The following is a 19,475-nucleotide window of genomic DNA, read 5'->3' on the forward strand; positions in this document are numbered from 1 at the left end:
CTTGTATTTACTTTTGCATAAGAAAATATTGAGCGATTCAAAGTTGCTTGCTGTTCAAAGCGAGTGGCTTTTAGATTCGCTATTATTCACTGTCTTTAAAGGTCTCATTTAAGGCTTGTTGCACCGCAACGACTCTGGATTTACAGGCTTTGTAAGCGGTCATTGACTCTTCAACGATTTTCATCAAATTATCGATATCAGGCTGTTCCTGTGCTTCGAGCAGCTCGGCATTCTTTTTTAATAAGGCATAACCGTCTTTAAAGCTTAATTCTTTCTTCGTCATGATCAATCACCTCGGTAAGCTTGGCATGGATATAGCCATCCTGCATTTCAATAGATAGGGATGAATTCGCTTGATGGATTGAGCGAATCGCTTTATTTTCACTGCGGACAATGCCATAACCCTTAGCCAGTACATTTCTCGGATTTTGCAACAAGGTTTCCCGCATTAATGCTTCGATTTGAGTCGAAGCTGTTTTCAGTTGTTGCTTGGCGAAATATTGCAGCGTTGATCTGGCAACTTGGAGCTGAAGATGGCTGGTACTGATTTGATTTTCAGACAGTGACTTAATACGACTGATGAATTGATCATTCTGACTTTGATAAGCCGTAATCTGATGTTGAGAAAGCAATTTGATGGTTTGAAAATGTTCCATCACTTCTACAGAACGTTCCGAAATCAGATTGCGAATACCTGCAATGACTTTACTTGGCGTATCGAAGGAGCGATGGGCAATTTCATCTAAAATGGTTCGATCTTTTTCATGTCCAATCCCGACCCAAATCGGTACTTTGCGTTTACATAGCAGGGCAGCAAGATCATAGTCATTTAAATACGCCAAATCGTTAACAGCACCGCCACCTCGAATGATCACGATCAGATCGGGTGGAGTGGCATAGTCTGCTGCCCATTGACGTAGCCCTATGCTTAGAGATTCCATAATGCTGTGTGCAGCTGTATTTCCCTGAAAAGTCGCGTTGTGATAGACAAAATGACAGACACCTGCTTGATGTAATGCATCGGCATCTTTCTTAAAGTCACCTAATCCAGCCGCATTTTCAGGCGCAATCACCAACACATGCTCAATATCAAAAGGTGTGGGCAGGGCTTTGTTCAGTGGAAGCAAACTCTCATTGCTGAGTCGTGCAAGGATCTGCTGATAGCGTTTAGCAATATCACCGAGGGTAAAACTAGAATCGATATCTTCAATATTGACAGAGAAGCCATATTGAGGATCGAAGCGGGCCTTAATTTTAATCAGTACATTTAAGTCTTTGGACAGTTCAATTCCACTTTCACGTTCAAATTTGAACACGATTTTTGCGGCAGAGAATTTCCAGATCGTGGCTTTACAGCTCGCAATGACTTTGTCTGTGTCTTGTTCTTTTTCAGCCAGTTCAAGGTAGTAATGCCCACCTTTGATACTCAGATTTCGAATCTCGGCTTTCACCCAAACAGGTTCGTCAAAGCTCAGGCGAATAATTTCCTGTACCGTTGCTAGATAATCGCTGAGAGAGAGTTGCGGTTCAGACATTAGATCAGACGATGAATAGGATAGGGCTATAGTAGCAAATGGATTAACCTGATAACAAATAAGGCCTATATTGTTTTTATTTATTTTTGTTGAGCGATAACGCATCTACAGTTTATTTTTACAGATTGCTGTAGATGCGTGTTGTAGGCAGATATTAGAGAGATTTATTCCATTTCAAAAATTTAAATAATCCGAACATAAACATGATCCAGACCGGAATTAAAATCACGGATTCCCTAAAGCCTTGCGTCCACATGATGTATAAGATCATCACGATAAACGCCAAAACCAGATAATTGCTATATGGTGAAAATAAGGCAGGGAATTTGACCATTGTACCTTGTTGTTGAACGGCACGTTTAAATTTTAAATGGGTAAAGCTAATAATCGCCCAGTTTAAAACCAAAGCAGCAACGGCCATATACATCAAATGACTTAAGGCTTGTTCTGGTACAAAATAATTCAGTAACACACAGCCAAAAATTAAAATCGAAGAAAAGATCACCGCAGGCATCGGTACACCTTGCTGACTGACTTTTGCAAAAACTTTTGGGGCATTGCCTTGTACTGCTAACCCGTACAACATACGACTATTGGCATACATACCGCTGTTATACACAGACAGTGCCGCCGTTAGAATAATAAAATTGAGTAAATGTGCAGCCCAATCAATCCCGAGTTGGCGAAAAATCATCACAAATGGGCTTTTATCCAGACCTCCCAAATCCAGTTGGTTCCATGGAATGAGTGACATGATGATTGCAAGCGAAGCCACGTAGAAAATCAAAATCCGAAAGATCACCTGATTAATGGCTTGCGGAATGCTTTTCTCAGGATTTTCTGCCTCAGCAGCCGTCATACCGATTAATTCAATGCCGCCAAAAGCAAACATTAAAAAGGCAAGCATATAAAATAGGCCTGAGAAACCATGCGGAAAAAATCCGCCGTGTTGCCAAAGGTTTGCGAAGCTAGCTGTTGATTCTGTACCTGCTGTGAGCAAAAGATACAAACCAAATAAAATCATTGAAATGACAGCAACAACTTTAATGATGGCCAACCAGAATTCTGATTCACCATAAAACTTCACATTACCTAGATTTAAGCAGGTCACAACAATGAAGAAAAATAAAGTCGAGATCCACGCAGGAATATGTGGCCACCAATAATGGATATATTTGGCAATCGCTGTCAGCTCAGTCATTGCCACCAAAATATAAACCACCCAATAATTCCAGCCTGATAAAAAGCCAGCAAATCTGCCCCAATATTTTTGTGAAAAATAACTAAAAGAGCCTGCAACAGGTTCTTCTACGATCATTTCACCCATTTGTCGCATGATCAGAAATGCGATCAGACCAACGATGGCATAGCCCAAAATAATCGAAGGGCCAGCAGACTGGATTACTTGAGCAGAACCTAAAAATAGTCCAGTACCCACCGCACCGCCCATGGCGATCAAATGGATATGTCGATTTTTAAGCCCACGTTTTAATTGGGGAGAGGAAGTACTCAAAATAAGATGCGCTGAACAAAAAAGAAGTGATTGTAATGGATTGTGAGTGGGGCGACTAGTTTGAAAGCGAGAATATGGGCCTATTGGGGGCTTAAATATAATGATACGAAAACCAATAATAGCTATAAAGAGTTAACTCAAGTTCCTGTAAAAGCGAAAGCTGACTACATTAATGCTCGTGCTGACTATGACATGCTCATTCAAGGTGCAGAGTTTAATTATTTAAAAGGGGCATCCATTCAAGCAGGAGGGACCATTACGCTTATCCCTGCAACTACATTGGTTGAAACAACTTCAAGTAAGACCAGCAACAGTGTTGTTTGGCAATCCTTGCAAGACAAAGGTTCAATTACAGAGACAGCAAAGTTACCAAGTTTTAATGGACCAGTTGCACCAACGTTTATTGCGAAAGGTGGACTAACTGTTCAGGTGCCTGTTGTTTCTGGTCAGAATAATGATGTGCGCGCAGAAGTGATCAAGCTGTCTAATCAACCTGGTAATGAATATCTAAAAGGTCTTATTGCCCGAAAAGATGTGAATTGGGAAGCGGTAAAACTTGCACAAGAGAACTGGGATTATAAACAGCAAGGATTGACAGGAGCTGGTGCTGCGATCATTGCAATTATTGTGGTAGCTGCGCTGGGGCTGGGGCTACAGCAGTAGGAGCGTTAGGTGGTACAGCATCAACTTTGGGTGGTTCAGCTGTTGCAATGACTCAGGCGGCAATTACGACTTTAGCAACACAAGCGAGTGTCAGCCTGATTAATAATGGTGGGGATATTACTAAGACTTTAAATGAGCTAGGTAGTAATGAATCAGTAAGAGGTTTAGCGACAAGTATTGTAACAGCAGGTTTATTGAGTCTAGTAGGTACAGCCTTAAATCTAAAGCCTGATAGTACGTATTTTCCTGATCGTTTAATGAATAATTTTACAAGTTCTATTGGCTCAACTTTAGTACAGACAGCGATTAATGGTGGAAACTTACAGGATAATCTCGAAAAAGCATTATTGGCGGGACTGGCAGGTGTATTACAAGGTGAATTAGCGAGTCAAATTGGTAATAATTTAGATAAAGTTGATCCTAATACATTTGAATATGTTCTTCATAAAGTTGCTCATGCTGCTGCTGGGTGTGCAGCAGCAGCTGCAACTAAAGCGAGTTGTGAGGCTGGAGCAATAGGTGCGGGTGTTGGTGAAATCGTTGCAGAGCTTATGATCCCCGCAGGAAAAACAGCACTTGATTTAACGGATGCTGAAAGAACACGTATTAAAGATACGAGTAAGATTATTGCTGGAGCGACTGCAGCATTTGCGGGTTATGATGTAAATACGGCAGCAAATAGTGCAAATGTAGCTGTTGAAAACAATGCATTGGGTAAAGTAGTCACAACAGCGGGGAAGGCAGCGTATAAAGTTGCTAGAAAAATATCAGATATGCCAGCAGCAGCAAGAGCTAATTTGAAACCTTCTGAAATTGCGGAAATGTTAAGGAAAGAAGGGGTCCAAGGTGTAATTGATATTGGTGATAATCTCATTACATTAGTTAGTCCTACTTCTACGTTAGGCGATAGAGCATTTGCCTTAATTGATCTAGCAATTGGAGTTGATTTAAAAGCAGGGAAAAATGTTGATGTTTTGAAAGTTGATCGGAAAATTATTGAGAAAAATGTGCAAGGAGTGCCAAATTTAGGTGGAGCTAAAGGTCTCGTTGGTGTTGATTTTGAATTATATTTAAAGAATTTATATGGTGGTAAAGGTTCCTTTAAACTAGGTGGGCGTGAGTTCGATGGTGCTTTGGGGAATAGGTGGTATGAGGCGAAATCAGGAAATTATTGGAATGATGTTATTGGGAAAGAAGATGGTTTAGTTAAATTCAGATCTGATATGGGATCAAGGTTAGCCATTGCCAAAGCTAATAATGCAACTTATGAGTTACATTCAAATACGCCAATTCCTCAGAATATAAAAGATTGGTTAACACAGAAAGGTATAAAATTTTATGAACATTAATGGAGGTTTTTAATATGTCTGTATCTTCAGGTTTATACATTAAAATAGTCGGTGTGGGCTATAATCCAATAAGAGTTTTAGAAATTTTTCATAAAGCTGGTTGGAATTTTGATGATCATGGATTAAAGGCTTATTTACCTGTACATGATAATGGTAATTTTGATTGGTTTTTTGATAGTATTTCAGTAGAAGAGCTTTTTCTTATTCTTAATGAAAAAAACTCATTGAAAGAGTTGATAGGCGTTGTATTAACCTGGGAAGATTCAAATATTGGTGGTGAATTTTTACTGGATTCTGAGGGGAAGGTAACTGTAAGTTTGAGTATTAATCGATGTATGTTGTCGAGTGGAATAACTGATGTAAATTGGTATTTAGAAAAGATTATTCCATTCATTCAGTTTGATAATTTGAAAGTTGAAAATATTAAGTTTGAAGAGCAATTTTAGATTGGTGTGTGACCTTAATTAATATTTATCATATGAAAGTCGTGGATTTATATTTTACTGAAATATTAAGAATTTGTATTGAATAAAATTGAGGACATGATACGAAAAGCTGAGATGTTCTAAAAAATATGGTATGAGTTATTATATCTCACCGGATATACCAAAACTTCTACCTTAAGTGGTAGAAGTTTTGTTTTAGTACCATTTATTTTTTATGCACCACAAAACGCAGCCCAATCAGCCATCAACCCTTTACGTTATTCAAAATAAGCTCCGCGTAAGTATGCAGCTTCGACTTCATCAGGTAATTTATGGGCAAGAACACGCTCACAGACTTCTCTAGGGTAATTGGTTTTATCAGCTGACCAATCACGGAAAGTAGATATAAAGCCATGTGTTGTAATCACCCGATTTTGTTTTGGATCAATTAACATATTCACCAGAAGAACAACTTGTCTTACTTAAAGAAGAGTGGGTTAGTAAAGCAGAAATGGATAAAGAAAATAGCTACCTAGGGTGGTACTTTTTAATATTTTGTCCTTATTCATTAGCTCATAAAATATATGATGAAAATGGCAATTTTTTAAAATGGTGTCATGCCGAATGAATTTTATAATTTTATTGAATTTTCTTGTTTAAATATGATTTTTTATTTAAGAATGACGGCATTTAATCTAAAACATCATCACTTTTTTATTTTAATAATTCAGTTAAAACCCATCATCTAAATTTCAGCAAAGCTTAGCAAATAATAATATTTTATGTGAATTTTCAACCACATTAGACTCATCCAAAGATAAATAACAACAACGTATTTATCAAAAGAATCAATTTTTTATTCGGATGTTTTCTTTGGATTGGCTGTATATACACAGTGTGCTGCCGCAGTTCTATGCGGCCACGCTTATGACCTTAAAAATCTCCAGTATTGGTATCGTACTCTCTATTCTGCTTGGACTCATCTGTAGTGTGATCAGTACCTATCAGGTTCGCATACTCAATAAAATCGTCAAAATCTATATTGAGGTTTCCCGCAATACCCCCTTGCTCATTCAGCTCTTTTTTCTTTACTACGGTTTACCCAAGATCGGGATCAAACTGGATGGTTTTACCTGTGGTGTGATTGGTCTGACTTTTCTCGGCGGCAGCTATATGGCAGAAGCTTTCCGTGCAGGTTTGCAGTCCGTTGCCCAAGGGCAGATTGATTCGGCCCGAAGTGTAGGACTCAACGCCGTGCAAGTCTTTCAATATGTGGTCTTTCCTCAAGCGTTATCACTGTCTATTCCTGCGATTGGCGCAAACTGCTTATTTTTGATTAAAGAGAGTTCGGTCTTGAGTGCAATAGCAGTAGTGGAGTTGTTGTTTGTCACTAAAGACCTGATTGGGATGGACTACAAAACTACAGAAGCTTTATTTCTATTAATCGTGGCTTATCTGATGATCTTGTTACCCGTTTCAGCACTGACCAGTTATCTGGAATATCGCAGTCGGAAGGTGAGCCATGGAACTTGAGTATTTATTTCAACCGAGCCATGTCGAACGTTTGTTATATGGCTTGTTGCAAACCATTGAAATTGCTTTTCTTTCGGTGTTTCTATCTGCCATTTTGGGGACGATTTTTGGGGTGATCATGACCTCAAAAAATATTCTGATTAAAATTCTATGCCGCTTCTATCTGGAAACTATTCGGATTGTGCCCATCCTGGTCCTATTGTTTGTTTTCTATTTTGGCTTGGCGACGTGGTTTAACTGGCAGTTGTCATCGTTTTGGGTCTGTATTTTTGTATTTACCTTATGGGGAACTGCAGAAATGGGTGATCTGGTTCGTGCCTCAATTACTTCGATCGATCAGCATCAACGAGATTCTGCTTATGCGGTTGGTTTAAATCATGTGCAGGCTTTGATTTACGTGATTTTTCCACAAAGCTTGAAACGCGTCACCCCGGGCGCACTGAATCTGTTTACCCGTATGATTAAAACCAGTTCTTTAGCCGTACTGATCGGGATGGTGGAAGTCGTTAAAGTGGGGCAGCAGATTATTGAAAATTCATTATTGACTGTGCCGAGCGCATCATTATGGATTTACGGTTTCATCTTTATTCTTTATTTCCTGATTTGTTATCCATTATCGCTTTTAGCAGCGCATTTAGAAAAAGTGTGGGAGAACGCATGACTTTGTTATCGATACAGCATTTACACAAGTTTTATAAACAAAGTCATATTTTGCATGGCGTTGATCTGGATGTGCAACAAGGTGAAGTGGTGGTGATTTTAGGGCCATCGGGTTGTGGCAAAAGTACCTTGTTGCGCTGTATTAATGGGTTGGAACCAATTCAGGAGGGTGAGATTCACCTGAAAGATGTGGGGGTATTGGGGCAGGACTTGCCGTGGGATAACGTGCGCCAACAGGTCGGGATGGTGTTCCAGAACTATGAGTTATTCAAGCATATGAATGTGATTGATAACATTTTGCTTGGTCCTCTAAAAGCACAAAAACGGCAGCGTGTAGAAGTGGAACAATTGGCAGATCAGTTATTACAGCGGGTGGGATTGCTTGATCGTAAATATGATTATCCCTCCAATTTATCGGGTGGGCAAAAGCAGCGAATTGCGATTGTCCGCGCATTGGTCATGAAACCGAAAGTGATTTTACTGGATGAAATTACCGCAGCCTTAGATCCTGAAATGGTACGGGAAGTGCTGGATGTGGTGCTGAAATTGGCACAGGAAGGCATGACCATGTTGATTGTTACCCATGAAATGGGTTTTGCACGAAAAGTAGCAGACCGCATTATTTTTATGGATAAGGGCAAAATCATTGAGCAAAGCTCACCTGAAGTATTTTTCCAGCATCCACAAACAGAACGGGCGAAGACCTTTCTAAATATTTTAAATTATTAAAAGCAAAAAGAGGACTTTATGCGATTGAATTTAGCAGCTGGGCAACATCACTCTCCTTCAAAGACAAAAATGTTTGCTTTGGGCATCACTTGTGTACTGATGGCAGGTGTATTGACGGGTTGTAATCAGCCAACTTCATCAGAGGCCAAAAGCGCAGGACAGGATACATCGTTGGAACAGATTCGGAAAAATGGTGTCCTACGCGTAGGTGTATTTGCGGACAATCCACCTTTTGGTTATGTCGATAGTGCAGGTAAAAATCAAGGCTTTGATGTGGCCTTGGCAAAGCGTGTAACTCAAGACTTACTGGGTGATGAAAATAAAATCCAGTTTGTGATTGCGGAAGCTGCCAATCGGGTTGAGTTTTTAAAGTCAGATAAAGTTGATGTGGTTTTTGCCAGCTTTTCTGTGACGCCAGAACGGCAACAGGTGGTTGATTTTTCCGAGCCTTATTTAAAAGCATCCTTAGGTATCGTCTCACCAAAAGCCAAAGCCATTACCGATGTTAAAAGTCTCGAAGGCAAGACTTTAATTGTGAATAAGGGCTCAAGCTCGGAGATCTATTTTAGTAAAAACTATCCCAAAATTAATTTATTGAAATTTGGACAAAATACCGATGCTTTCAATGCGCTGATTGATGGTCGGGGTGATGCCATTTCCCAAGACAGTACTTATGCACTGGCATGGGCAGCCAAGAATCCGAATTATGTGGCAGGTATTCCTCAAATTGGTAATCAAGATTTTATTGCAGCAGGTGTGAAGAAGGGCAATACCCAATTACTGCATTGGCTCAATAATGAAATCAAACAGCTCAGAGCGACGGGTGAAGTTCAGAATATTTATGACCAGACCTTGAAGCCGATTTATGGTGAAAAAGTGAACCCCAATATCTTTTTAGATGTTGATAGCACGAAGCAATAACAGATTTTTAAAACATGAAAAAAGGTGAACTTATGCAAACAATAACATTTTCAAATATTCAAAAATTACTGCTGGCTTCTGTATTTAGTTTAGGGCTGACGGCTTGTAATAAAAATCCACAGTCGACTGAAAAGGCCGCAGATACTTCAGCGCAGGTTTCCAGTATTGAACAGATCAAGAAAAATGGTGTGGTTCGTATTGGTGTATTTAGTGATAAGCCGCCGTTTGGTTATCTGGTTGCACAAGGTAAAAATCAGGGCTTTGATGTTGAAATTGCAAAACATGTGGCCAAAGATTTATTGGGTGATGAAAATAAAGTTCAGTTTGTTCTGACCGAAGCTGCCAATCGAGTCGAATATCTGAAAGCCAATAAAGTCGATATTATTTTTGCCAATTTCACAGTAACGCCTGAACGTGAACAAGTGGTGGATTTTGCCAAACCTTACTTAAAAGTTGCCTTAGGTGTGGTGTCGCCTAAAGACAAGCCGATTACCGATATTGCCCAATTAAAGGGTCAAACGCTATTGGTGAATAAGGGCACTACAGCGGACTCTTTCTTTAGTAAGCAACATCCTGAAATTAAGCTGCAAAAATATGAGCAAAACACGGAAACTTTTGATGCTTTAAAAGATGGTCGAGGTGTAGCTTTGGCACATGACAATCTTTTAGTCTTAGCTTGGGCGAAAGAAAATCCAAATTACACTGTCGGCATTACCAATTTGGGTGAGCAAGATTTAATTGCACCTGCTGTTCAGAAAGGTAATAAGGAGTTGCTGGATTGGTTAAATCAAGATTTAGAAAAATTGGCCAAAGAAGGGGTTATCCATCAAGCCTATGAAAAAACCTTAAAACCTGTTTATGGTGATGGTATTCCTGCCAAAGACTTAATCATTGAATAATCATTTTCAATTGATCTAACAGCCAAGCAAGGTTAAATCTAGCTTGGCTTTTTTTATGACTAGCATTCATATTTGTTTATGTTTGCCTAATACAGCTTATATAAAAAATTGTTATTTTAAAAAGACTTGCTCAGTGTAAAGACCGCAGCAGTTTTCACCCCTTTCTTGGATGTATCAGTAAACCCATGGGTATCAAGATTCGTTCCAATTGCTGCCAGTTCTGCATTCAAGTTCATCGGTTTGTAATTATAATTCGCTGCAATTTTCCAGTCGATAAAGTGATCTTCAGCATTTCCTCCATACATTGCTTGGCTTGCTTTGGAATAGCCTAAGCTTGCAATAGCACCAAAGTGGGTATGGGCTATTGGCGTGGTATATAAAAGATTAAAATACCAATTCTTGACGTCTTCACCAATGCTTTGGCGCGTTGCTTTTCCGCCATATTGTGGGGTATAACTAATACTTGGGCTAAAGCTATCACTATCGCTCAAAGCATTGTTTATGATCATTTTTAGATAGTATTCATTGTAATTTAAATTGCTTTTCCCTACATAATTATAACGAAGAATGCCAAGGTCAATTGTCGGTTGAAATTTCCCTAAAATAATTGGAGTTGCGTAGCCAAAAGAAGGATCGAGTTCCAAGTGTGCTTCATCACCGAAATCGACGTTTGAAGCAAATGATGCTAGATAAAATCCAGAAGAGTGGTTTAAAAGAAAATTTCCTTGAAAAGTAGCATCATTCTTGGTCTGAGTTTGTCCACGCCAACGATATTCGCTGGCGAGTGATACATTTCCAGAAAGATTGAAATTCGAAGTAGATGGCTGATCTGATGCAAAAGCATAATTTGAAGATAAAACTGTCGCTAAAATCAATATCCGATAAAAACCTTTCATAACATCCTCAGTATATGAGTTAAATTTGATGAGATGTATATTAGGTTTTAATTTATTGATAAATAATAAAATTACCGTAAATTATGCGTAAAGAAAGCATAAATTTTTAAGGTCTATTTTATGGGTCTTGCGGGCTCACTTTTAAGACCTCTGTGGTCAAGCTATTTAAGACTTTTCCATCATCGGACATTAGTGCCATTATTGGCACAGGTTGCTTTGTGGCTTTTTCAATCAAAACCGAATGTGGTTCATTTTTTTCAAATAGAAACTGTTCGCCCCATTGGCGTAGTGCAACCACAATCGGGAATAGTTTTTCTCCTTGATTTGTCAAAATGTACTCTTGATAGGCTGTCCCATCAGACGCGGCCCGTGTTTCTAAAATCTCGGCAGCAATTAATTTATGCAGTCTGTCCGAAAGAATGTTGCGGGCGACATTCAGGTTTCGTTGTAAGTCACCAAAGCGATGGATGCCGTCCATGATATCTCGCACAATCAGCAGTGACCAACGATCACCAATCACATCGACACAACGTGCAACAGGGCAAAACTCTGTAGTTGAAATTTTATTGTTTAGCATCGCATTCTCAGTAGATTTGGATTGATCTAGTTGCATTTTAAAACTAGATGGTTTAGGGTTCAACTAGTTTTATTTTGAAACTAGTTTGGGTGCGCTATGAATAGTCGCTGTACATCGGCATTATCTAAAAAAGAAAATCATCTTTTCATACAACCACCAAAATTGCCCACCAGCTTGATTTGGCTGTTTGCAATCGCGAGTGGTTTAAGTGTTGCCAATGTTTATTATGCACAGCCTTTGCTGGACGCAATTGCTCAGGATTTGACAATTCGCTATGCCACGGTTGGGAGTGTGATTTTGGTGACCCAAATCGGGTGTGCTGTTGCTTTATTATTATTGGTGCCGTTGGGTGATCGGATGGATCGCCGTCGGCTTATGCAATTACAGCTCTTGGCACTTGTTGCTGCGTTGATTACTGTCAGTATTACAAAAACTGCATTTGGCTTATTTGCTGCGATGTTTGCGGTGGGTATGTTAGGGACAGCCATGACACAGGGATTAATTGCTTATGCTGCTAGTATTGCTGAACCTCATGAGCGAGGCTATGTGGTGGGTACAGCACAAAGTGGCGTATTTATTGGGTTATTATTGGCTCGCGTCTTTGCTGGAGCAATCAGCGATCTTGCGGGTTGGCGTAGTGTCTATTTTTGTGCAGCACTGCTGATGTTGATGATTGCCTTGCCACTTTGGAAATCTCTGCCGATGGTCGCCAATACAAATCAACAGCTGAGTTATCCGCGTTTGATTTTGTCCATGCTGACCTTGGTTTCCAAAAATAAATTATTACAGATACGGGGAATATTGGCACTGTTGATGTTTGCGGTATTCAATATTTTTTGGAGTGCATTGGCTCTATTACTTAGTTCGCCTCCATATCACTATTCACATACTGCAATTGGTGCATTGGGCTTGGTTGGAGTATTGGGTGCCTTGATGGCAAGCAAAGCAGGGCAATGGGCAGATCAAGGTTTTGCGCAAAGAACCAGTTGCTTTGCATTGTTGCTGATATTGTTGTCTTGGATCGCTTTCGCTCAAATTGAGTATTCAATTGCGGCATTGATCTTGGGGATATTATTACTCGATTTAGGAGGGCAAGCCTTACACGTCACCAATCAAAGCATGATTTTGCAAACACAACAGGATAATCAAAGCCGTTTAGTCGGGCTGTATATGCTGTTTTATGCCGCAGGTAGTGGTCTAGGTGCAATCAGTACAACCATGACCTACGCCAAAGCAGGATGGCTAGGTGTATGTTTGTTAGGCGGCTGCATGAGTATGATTGCCTTATCCTTTTGGTGGATGACACGAAATGTTCAACATGACATCAAGCTGATTCATGGCAATTGAGTGAATTTGCGTTTAAGTCCAATTGCCATGAAATCTATTCAACGATGTATCAATGTGATTTTATTCAATCCCGATGACGGTGGTAATGTAGGCAGTTGTGAGTAAGATCATCAAACCAAGGGACATTTCAAATAAAATGGCATAGCTTAATTGCTGTGCAAATTTTGGCTCTTGAAGGCGAGGGGTAAAATACCATTTGTTAAATGCGGCCAACAGTAAAATACTCACAACAAATAAAAGCTTAATGATAAAACCAGCCCCATAAGGTGTATTGATTAAAGCATTAAAATCTTTAAATAAAAGTACAGCAACACTGGCACCACATAGGATTAAAATTGCAACTACAAACGCCGCGATACGTCCGAATAAATGCATGCGCTCTTTTAACGCGAAGCCATTTATTGCCCGACTGGTTTTCCAGAGCGGGTATAAGGCGCCCATCCATAAAGACATGACCAGTACATGGATGGATAATAAAAATTGGGCGAACAAGGATAAATTAGTGACATGACCCAGCTGAGAAAAGCTATAGACAATCAGCAGTACGGGAAGTGTAAAGATTATCTTTTCAAACGCATTGGTTGCGGTATTTTTTTGATTCAGTTTGAAGATCAGCAATGCGAGTATCATTGCAAAACTGAGGATACGAATCAGATGGGCATGTCCAGTCGCAGTGTTGATCAGAATATTGATGTAGTTCCAATCAAACATACCGAGCAAGCCTGTATTGGCAAAGCTTCCAATTAAAAACAAGAATCCTAAGGTACTTGAGATCAAACCCAGAGCTGCGCCAATGCTCATGTAATTGACAATATTTGCTTTGATTTCAGCATAGCGCCCGAGCAGGAAATAGCTGAATGCGCCACCAACCACAAAAGCAATACTCAGATAGAGGCCAATTTTTGTTATCCACGTTGCGAATATCCAATATTCAGACATCATTATTTATTCCTAGGAATGAATAAGTTACCAATGTGGTATTGGTAACTTATTCAGGCTGCTGCAATTTTATCTGGATTATTTGAGTGTGAAGCTATATTCACCATTCATGTTGTGCCCATCTTTGCCCATCGTGCCCCAAAGCACGGTATATTTGCCTTTTTTTAGGCTTGGCAGGGCAACATCAAATGATTTCTTCAAATCATGGCTGACTTTATAATTAAGCGGCAGTTCTTTGCGTTGTTCATCAACAACTTTAATATTCATCAACATCACTTCTTCACCAAAATTAAGGGTTAAGTTTTTAGGTTGCGTTGAGACAATGGTATTTGCAGCAGGTGTTGCACTGATCAGGGTGACATGGGCAAATGCACTGTTGGTGGCAGCAACCAATGTCGCACCCAGCAAAATATTTCGTAGCGCGGTTGTTCTGTTTGAAAATAAACGCATTTTTTATCCTCTTCTGATGCATGAATATGAGGTAATGACTCATTGAGAGCCATCACTTTTCATCTCCGATTATGAAATATGCAGAGCTACATCTACGCGACATGAAAATTACTTTTCTGTCATTTTTAGGTTGAAAGACTTGGTTTCATGCTACAAAGAACGATGGGTAGCGACAGGATGTAAATGAGGACGACACTCAGCCAAATCGCACCGGGCCATGCAGATTGAAACTGAAAATACAGGCTTGAGAACAATAAGGGCGCAAACATCGAAGCCAGACTGATGGTTGAAGCAATGATGCCTTGAAACTGGCCTTGCTGTTCAGGTGAAACTTTTTGTGAGGCCAAGGCCTGTAAAGATGGCGTTCCAATACTGCCTAAAGCAAAAATTGGCATTATTGCAAAAATAACCCAGCCCTGTTGGGCAAAAGCCATGATGGATAAGGCAATACAAGAGCAAGCGATTCCGATCAAAACCGTGTTTCGATCTCCAAATCGTTTGGATGCATGTTGAGGGATAAAGGCTTGTACCAACATTTGGCATAAACCAAAAGTAGCTAAAGATAGTCCCACCCCAAAACCATTCCATTGAAAAGTAGCATGTCCCCACAGAGCCCAACACACCGCATAAGCTTCACCAGTCGCACTAAAAATAAAGAAAGTAGCGATAAGCGGAAATACGCCAGATATGGATCGAAGCGAGCTAAATACTTTGAATGGATTGAGTGAAGTCGCTGAATCTTTTGGAGGAATCGAGGCTTTTGACTCTGGTAATGCCAAATAGGCAACAACAAAGTTCAGTCCTGCAAGTAGTGCTGCAATGATAAATGGCAATCTCAGCCAATATTCACCTAATATACCTCCAAGTATCGGGCCAATGATAAAGCCTGCGCCAAACACGGCACTCATCAAACCGAAGTATTTTGCTCGTTGATCTGGTTTTGAAATATCCACCAGATAAGCAGAAGCAACTGACATATTGGCACTGGTCATTCCAGCGATGACACGTCCAATCAATAACAGGAGCAGACTATGTGAATAGGCTAAAAATAAGTAGTTAAGTGTTGAACCCGCTAAAGAGAGTAGCAGGATGGGGCGGCGTCCAAATTTGTCGCTTAAGGTCCCAAGGAGAGGTGAAAAGATAAATTGCATGGCCGCATAAAGACTACTCAATATCCCAATGTACATGGCGATATGAGTACTATGGGTAATGTCTTGCAGCAGTGAAGGTAAGATTGGAAAAATAAGACCAATGCCGATTGCATCCAAAGCAATGGTCGAAAAAATAATAAATAAAGGTCGATTCATAAAGCATCCTATCGAAATAGCAGGCACAGAAATACTGTGAAAACCTGTTAACGATGCCTGATAACAACTCAAGCCCTGATGAACGCTGACCGAACCTTTGAAAGATAAGGATATGTGTCGATGCGATATTTTTCTTTCACTAGAAAATGTATCTACATCAATTTTTCGCGGTTTTTTTATCGTAACAATGAAAACGAATGAACTTATTCCGTTCTATCGTCTGTTGAAAATTTTAGCATTAAAAATAAGCAAGAAACAATATGGCCTCAAGTGAAAGCAGATGTGCCATGTCATTCAACATCACACATCTAAGCAGAGCGTCATTATTTTTTGGTATTCGGCAACAACGCTGTCATAAAACCTAACAGAGGTAAGAAAGAGCAGAGTTTATAGACCCAGACAATGCCCTGTGTATCAGCCAAATGGCCTAAACCTGCTGCACCAATTCCACCAATCCCGAACATCAGTCCAAACATTAAGCCTGCAACCATACCAACTCGACCTGGAACAGCCTCTTGGGCATAAACCACAAGCGCAGAGAAGGCTGAAGACATGACTAAACCAATAATAATGACCAGAATAGCTGTCCCCATTAATCCCACATAAGGCAGCATCAGGGCAAATGGAGCAATACCCAAGAAGGATACCCAAACCACGGCTTTACGCCCAATACGATCACCGACTGGGCCTCCTGCAAAAGTACCCAATGCCACAGCGCCTAAAAACATGAATAGGTATAACTGTGATGTCTGGATTGAAACATCAAAGCGTTCAATGAGATAGAAGGTAAAGTAATTGGTAATGGCAGCGATATAGATAAATTTAGCAAATAGCAAAATACAGATGACAGCCATTGCTTGAATCACCTGTTTACGCGTCAAAGTTGAAATGGCGCGTTGACTAGCGAGACGATGTGTAGGTGCTTGTTTAACCAGCCATTTGGTTACGCGTAATAAAACGAAAATAGCCAAAGCAGCAACTAGAACAAATAAGCCAATTGCACCTTGTCCGTTGGGGATAATCACGGCTGCGGCAACTAAGGGGCCCAGTGCTGAACCTGTATTTCCACCCACCTGAAACATGGATTGCGCCGTACCAAAACGTCCACCCGATGCAGTACGAGCAATACGTGACGCTTCAGGATGAAAAGTGGATGAACCTATACCAATCAGTGCTGCTGCAAAAAGTAAGCTGTGATAACTTCCTGCAATCGCCATTAACCCAATGCCGATCAGTGTGGCGAACATACCCACAGGTAATAAATATGGCTTTGGATGTTTGTCGGTATAGAGTCCAATCCACGGTTGTAATAATGACGCGGTAATTTGATACACCAACGCAATCCAGCCAATTTGGGCAAAGCTTAGAGAAAACTCTGCTTTGAGCATGGGATAGCTTGCAGTCACGACCGCCTGAATAGAGTCATTTAACAAATGAGCAAAGGCGACTGCACCGACCACACGTAACACGAATTTTTGCGGTTGATCTTGAGGTGGAAATTGCTCTTGTGGAAAGGTGTTCTCGAGAGTCCCTGTATTCGTTGCCATACATGCTCCAACGGGTTGTATCAGCTTAAATTGTGATATTGAAGAAGGTTTGTTTTTCAGCGTTTTTATCCTAAACTGAACTGAAAGCGGCCCACAATCATATTTGGGACATATAATGTCGAGTTCAGGCCATTTTGAGAGACAAAGGCAATGCGTAATATTCAGGTCAATGATTTTGAGGATGTGGCCCGTAATGTGATGGCAACAGGCAATGATTACGAAGATGGTCAAATTCTGGCAAGCCATCGTCATGCCAGAGGGCAATGTTTGTATGCGATAACAGGAGTATTAACGGTAACCACCAATACAGGCAGTTGGGTGGTACCACCGAAACGTGCGTTATGGATTCCAGCAGGGATTGATCATGAAGTGCATATGGGCGGTATTACCAAAACCCGTAGTGCCTATATTCTTCCAGAAATCGCGCGCAAAGCAGGTTTGGCTTGTTATTGTGCGGTTATCAACGTCTCGCCGTTATTGCATGAATTACTCTCGACAGCGGTTGATCTGCCTGTCGAATATGAATTGGGTGGACGCGATGATTATTTGATGCAATTGATTATTGCCGAAATCGCTTTGATGCCTGAATTACCATTGAATGCACCTTTACCACAAGAGCCACGCTTGGCTGCATTATGTTTGCAATTATTAAAAGCACCGACTTTAGACCATGATTTAGATCAGATTGCTGATCAGGTTGGGATGAGCCGTCGCAATTTTACCCGAATTTTTCGGCTACAGACCGGCATGAGTTTTAGTCATTGGCGGCAACAGGCCTGTCTACTGAATGCATTGACCAGAATGGAATTAGGACAGCCGATTACCCGTGTGGCGATGGAGCTTGGGTATAGCAGTAGTAGTGCATTTACTGCTGCCTTTAAACGTTCTTTAGGTGTGGCACCACGTTTTTATTTACAAGGAAAATGATTCGGTGAATGTGATAATGTGAGATGAAATCAATTCACTCACTTCACGACCATTTGCATGGTTTGAGAACATAAGATCAACGATAAATTTATGCTGTCATTATTAAAAGGTTTGGCCTTGTCCCATCAAGGTCTGGAAAAAAATAACACATTTGGTGAAGGATTATCTGGAACCCTGAACGCGATTGAGCATCTGGGTTATGTACAAATAGATACCATTTCCGTGGTTGAGCGTGCGCATCATCATGTTTTGTGGAGTCGGGTGCCAGATTATCAGTTGAGCCATTTAAATCAGTTAGTGAAAGATCAGCTAATTTTCGAGCATTGGGCCCACGCAGCCTCTTATCTGCCGATGCGGGATTATCGTTATGCCATGCCCTTGATGAATGCGATACGAAATGGTGAAAGTCGCTATTTCAAAAGTGATCCACGTTTGATGAAGGAAATTCTGGCTCAGGTTAAAGCAGAAGGTCAAATTCAACTGAGAAATATGCAGAAGGAGAAGCGGGAAGGTCCCGCAGGTTGGTGGAATGCAGGTCCAAGTCGTAAGGCACTTGAGCAGTTATTTATGCAAGGTGACTTGATGATCTGTGAGCGTAATGGCATGGAGAAAGTCTTTGATCTGACTGAACGCTGTTTGCCACAAGGGATTGATCTCAGCACACCGACATTGCATGAATATGCGCATTATTTATTGAACATGAACATACGCGCACACGGTGTATTTACATGGAAGCAGTTATTGCATTTAAAAGGAAAAGCGTTACGTGAGGTGATGCGTACCATATTGGATGAACATATCGATGCAGGGTTAGTAAAGTTCCTGAAACTCGAAAATGGACAAACGATTTATGCAGCCAGTGCGGTCTTGCAACATGAACCCGTTATTCAGGCAAAACTCAAAATATTGTCTCCTTTCGATAATCTGGTGATTCATCGAGAGCGCCTGAGTAGCTTATTTGACTTTGATTACCGTATTGAATGTTATGTGCCAGCTGCGAAAAGACAATATGGTTATTTTTGCTTACCCTTGTTGTATGCAGATCGGTTTGTTGGCCGTATTGATTGTAAAGTGCATCGTCGCGAAAAAAGATTAGAGGTAATTCGTCTGCATTTAGAAGATCCGAAGATGCAGGATCGAGAGGCTTTTATTAAAGCATTAGAAATAGAATTACAACATTTTGCTGTGTTTAATCAGTGTGCAAGTGTTGATTTAGGGAAGAATAGCTTAAGCTGAGAAATCGGGCATGATCTTGAAA

Annotated in this window: 20 protein-coding genes and 1 pseudogene; 11 read left to right on the top strand and 10 right to left on the bottom strand. The window is 40.4% G+C overall.

Annotation, left to right across the window (positions count from 1 at the left end; all coding sequences use genetic code 11):
* Positions 1–82 precede the first annotated feature (82 nt).
* The 3 genes from xseB to F909_RS10370 all read right to left on the bottom strand — a co-directional run bounded on the left by xseB (position 83) and on the right by F909_RS10370 (position 3,048).
* Positions 83–283 (bottom strand): exodeoxyribonuclease VII small subunit, encoded by a 201-nt coding sequence (gene xseB, locus F909_RS10380; RefSeq protein ID WP_005150589.1) that lies wholly within the window; start codon positions 281–283, stop codon positions 83–85.
* Entirely contained in the window at positions 258–1,535 is a 1,278-nt protein-coding gene (xseA, locus tag F909_RS10375; protein ID WP_005150591.1) for an exodeoxyribonuclease VII large subunit, read from the bottom strand. Before xseA ends, xseB begins: the two co-directional genes overlap by 26 nt.
* A 154-nt stretch (positions 1,536–1,689) precedes the next feature.
* Positions 1,690–3,048, bottom strand: coding sequence for an amino acid permease (locus F909_RS10370; protein ID WP_081401912.1), 1,359 nt, complete (start codon positions 3,046–3,048; stop codon positions 1,690–1,692).
* 78 nt (positions 3,049–3,126) lie between these two features.
* On the opposite strand from F909_RS10370, the pseudogene F909_RS0120280 reads away from it, so the two are divergent.
* Together F909_RS0120280 and F909_RS10365 are read left to right on the top strand one after the other, a co-directional pair.
* Positions 3,127–4,718: pseudogene (locus F909_RS0120280) on the top strand (DUF637 domain-containing protein); the annotation flags it as partial.
* Positions 4,719–5,074: 356 nt separating this feature from the next.
* Positions 5,075–5,506, top strand: a complete 432-nt coding sequence (locus tag F909_RS10365) for a hypothetical protein (protein ID WP_005150601.1) — start codon at positions 5,075–5,077, stop codon at positions 5,504–5,506.
* Between the two features lie 257 nt (positions 5,507–5,763).
* On the opposite strand, the gene F909_RS21150 is transcribed toward F909_RS10365, so the two are convergent.
* Positions 5,764–5,940: a hypothetical protein gene (locus tag F909_RS21150; protein WP_005150603.1), complete on the bottom strand. Its 177-nt coding sequence runs from the start codon at positions 5,938–5,940 to the stop codon at positions 5,764–5,766.
* Here F909_RS21150 and F909_RS21415 point away from each other — a divergent pair.
* From F909_RS21415 to F909_RS10340, 6 genes are all read left to right on the top strand, one after another.
* On the top strand, positions 5,925–6,113 hold the full coding sequence (locus F909_RS21415) for a hypothetical protein (protein WP_212749615.1): 189 nt from the start codon (positions 5,925–5,927) through the stop codon (positions 6,111–6,113). The two genes, F909_RS21150 and F909_RS21415, sit on opposite strands and share 16 nt — an antisense overlap.
* Positions 6,114–6,358: 245 nt before the next feature.
* On the top strand, positions 6,359–7,018 hold the full coding sequence (locus F909_RS10360; protein ID WP_032877956.1) for an amino acid ABC transporter permease: 660 nt from the start codon (positions 6,359–6,361) through the stop codon (positions 7,016–7,018).
* Positions 7,008–7,679, top strand: coding sequence for an amino acid ABC transporter permease (locus tag F909_RS10355; RefSeq protein ID WP_005150607.1), 672 nt, complete (start codon positions 7,008–7,010; stop codon positions 7,677–7,679). The genes F909_RS10360 and F909_RS10355 overlap by 11 nt, the downstream gene beginning before the upstream one ends.
* Positions 7,676–8,407, top strand: a complete 732-nt coding sequence (locus F909_RS10350) for an amino acid ABC transporter ATP-binding protein (protein ID WP_005150609.1) — start codon at positions 7,676–7,678, stop codon at positions 8,405–8,407. The genes F909_RS10355 and F909_RS10350 overlap by 4 nt, the downstream gene beginning before the upstream one ends.
* 18 nt (positions 8,408–8,425) lie before the next feature.
* Positions 8,426–9,328: a transporter substrate-binding domain-containing protein gene (locus F909_RS10345; RefSeq protein WP_005150613.1), complete on the top strand. Its 903-nt coding sequence runs from the start codon at positions 8,426–8,428 to the stop codon at positions 9,326–9,328.
* Positions 9,329–9,360: 32 nt separating this feature from the next.
* Positions 9,361–10,227: a cysteine ABC transporter substrate-binding protein gene (locus tag F909_RS10340; protein ID WP_005150615.1), complete on the top strand. Its 867-nt coding sequence runs from the start codon at positions 9,361–9,363 to the stop codon at positions 10,225–10,227.
* A 116-nt stretch (positions 10,228–10,343) separates the two neighbouring features.
* Here the strand turns inward: F909_RS10340 and F909_RS10335 are convergent, their stop codons facing one another.
* The gene (locus F909_RS10335; protein WP_005150616.1) at positions 10,344–11,123 is read right to left on the bottom strand and encodes a TorF family putative porin; all 780 of its coding nucleotides are present in this window, start codon (positions 11,121–11,123) and stop codon (positions 10,344–10,346) included.
* Positions 11,124–11,241: 118 nt separating this feature from the next.
* Positions 11,242–11,700: a winged helix-turn-helix transcriptional regulator gene (locus F909_RS10330; RefSeq protein ID WP_005150618.1), complete on the bottom strand. Its 459-nt coding sequence runs from the start codon at positions 11,698–11,700 to the stop codon at positions 11,242–11,244.
* A gap of 96 nt (positions 11,701–11,796) precedes the next feature.
* On the opposite strand from F909_RS10330, the gene F909_RS10325 reads away from it, so the two are divergent.
* Positions 11,797–13,047 (top strand): MFS transporter, encoded by a 1,251-nt coding sequence (locus F909_RS10325; protein WP_005150619.1) that lies wholly within the window; start codon positions 11,797–11,799, stop codon positions 13,045–13,047.
* A gap of 60 nt (positions 13,048–13,107) precedes the next feature.
* Here the strand turns inward: F909_RS10325 and F909_RS10320 are convergent, their stop codons facing one another.
* The 4 genes from F909_RS10320 to F909_RS10305 form a co-directional block, all read right to left on the bottom strand.
* Complete coding sequence (locus tag F909_RS10320; protein ID WP_005150622.1) at positions 13,108–13,989, bottom strand: copper resistance D family protein; 882 nt, start codon at positions 13,987–13,989, stop codon at positions 13,108–13,110.
* 75 nt (positions 13,990–14,064) lie between these two features.
* The gene (locus F909_RS10315) at positions 14,065–14,436 is read right to left on the bottom strand and encodes a copper resistance CopC family protein (RefSeq protein WP_005150623.1); all 372 of its coding nucleotides are present in this window, start codon (positions 14,434–14,436) and stop codon (positions 14,065–14,067) included.
* A gap of 125 nt (positions 14,437–14,561) precedes the next feature.
* The gene (locus F909_RS10310) at positions 14,562–15,743 is read right to left on the bottom strand and encodes a TCR/Tet family MFS transporter (protein WP_005150624.1); all 1,182 of its coding nucleotides are present in this window, start codon (positions 15,741–15,743) and stop codon (positions 14,562–14,564) included.
* Between the two features lie 323 nt (positions 15,744–16,066).
* Positions 16,067–17,290 (bottom strand): MFS transporter, encoded by a 1,224-nt coding sequence (locus F909_RS10305; protein WP_005150631.1) that lies wholly within the window; start codon positions 17,288–17,290, stop codon positions 16,067–16,069.
* A gap of 150 nt (positions 17,291–17,440) precedes the next feature.
* Between F909_RS10305 and F909_RS10300 the strand changes: the two genes are divergently transcribed.
* Positions 17,441–18,217: an AraC family transcriptional regulator gene (locus F909_RS10300; protein ID WP_005150635.1), complete on the top strand. Its 777-nt coding sequence runs from the start codon at positions 17,441–17,443 to the stop codon at positions 18,215–18,217.
* A 90-nt stretch (positions 18,218–18,307) separates the two neighbouring features.
* The gene (locus F909_RS10295; protein ID WP_005150637.1) at positions 18,308–19,453 is read left to right on the top strand and encodes a winged helix-turn-helix domain-containing protein; all 1,146 of its coding nucleotides are present in this window, start codon (positions 18,308–18,310) and stop codon (positions 19,451–19,453) included.
* The last annotated feature ends 22 nt before the right edge of the window (positions 19,454–19,475 follow it).

Origin of the sequence: Acinetobacter sp. ANC 3929 (assembly GCF_000369405.1) — a bacterium.
In the GTDB taxonomy this organism is placed as follows: domain Bacteria; phylum Pseudomonadota; class Gammaproteobacteria; order Pseudomonadales; family Moraxellaceae; genus Acinetobacter.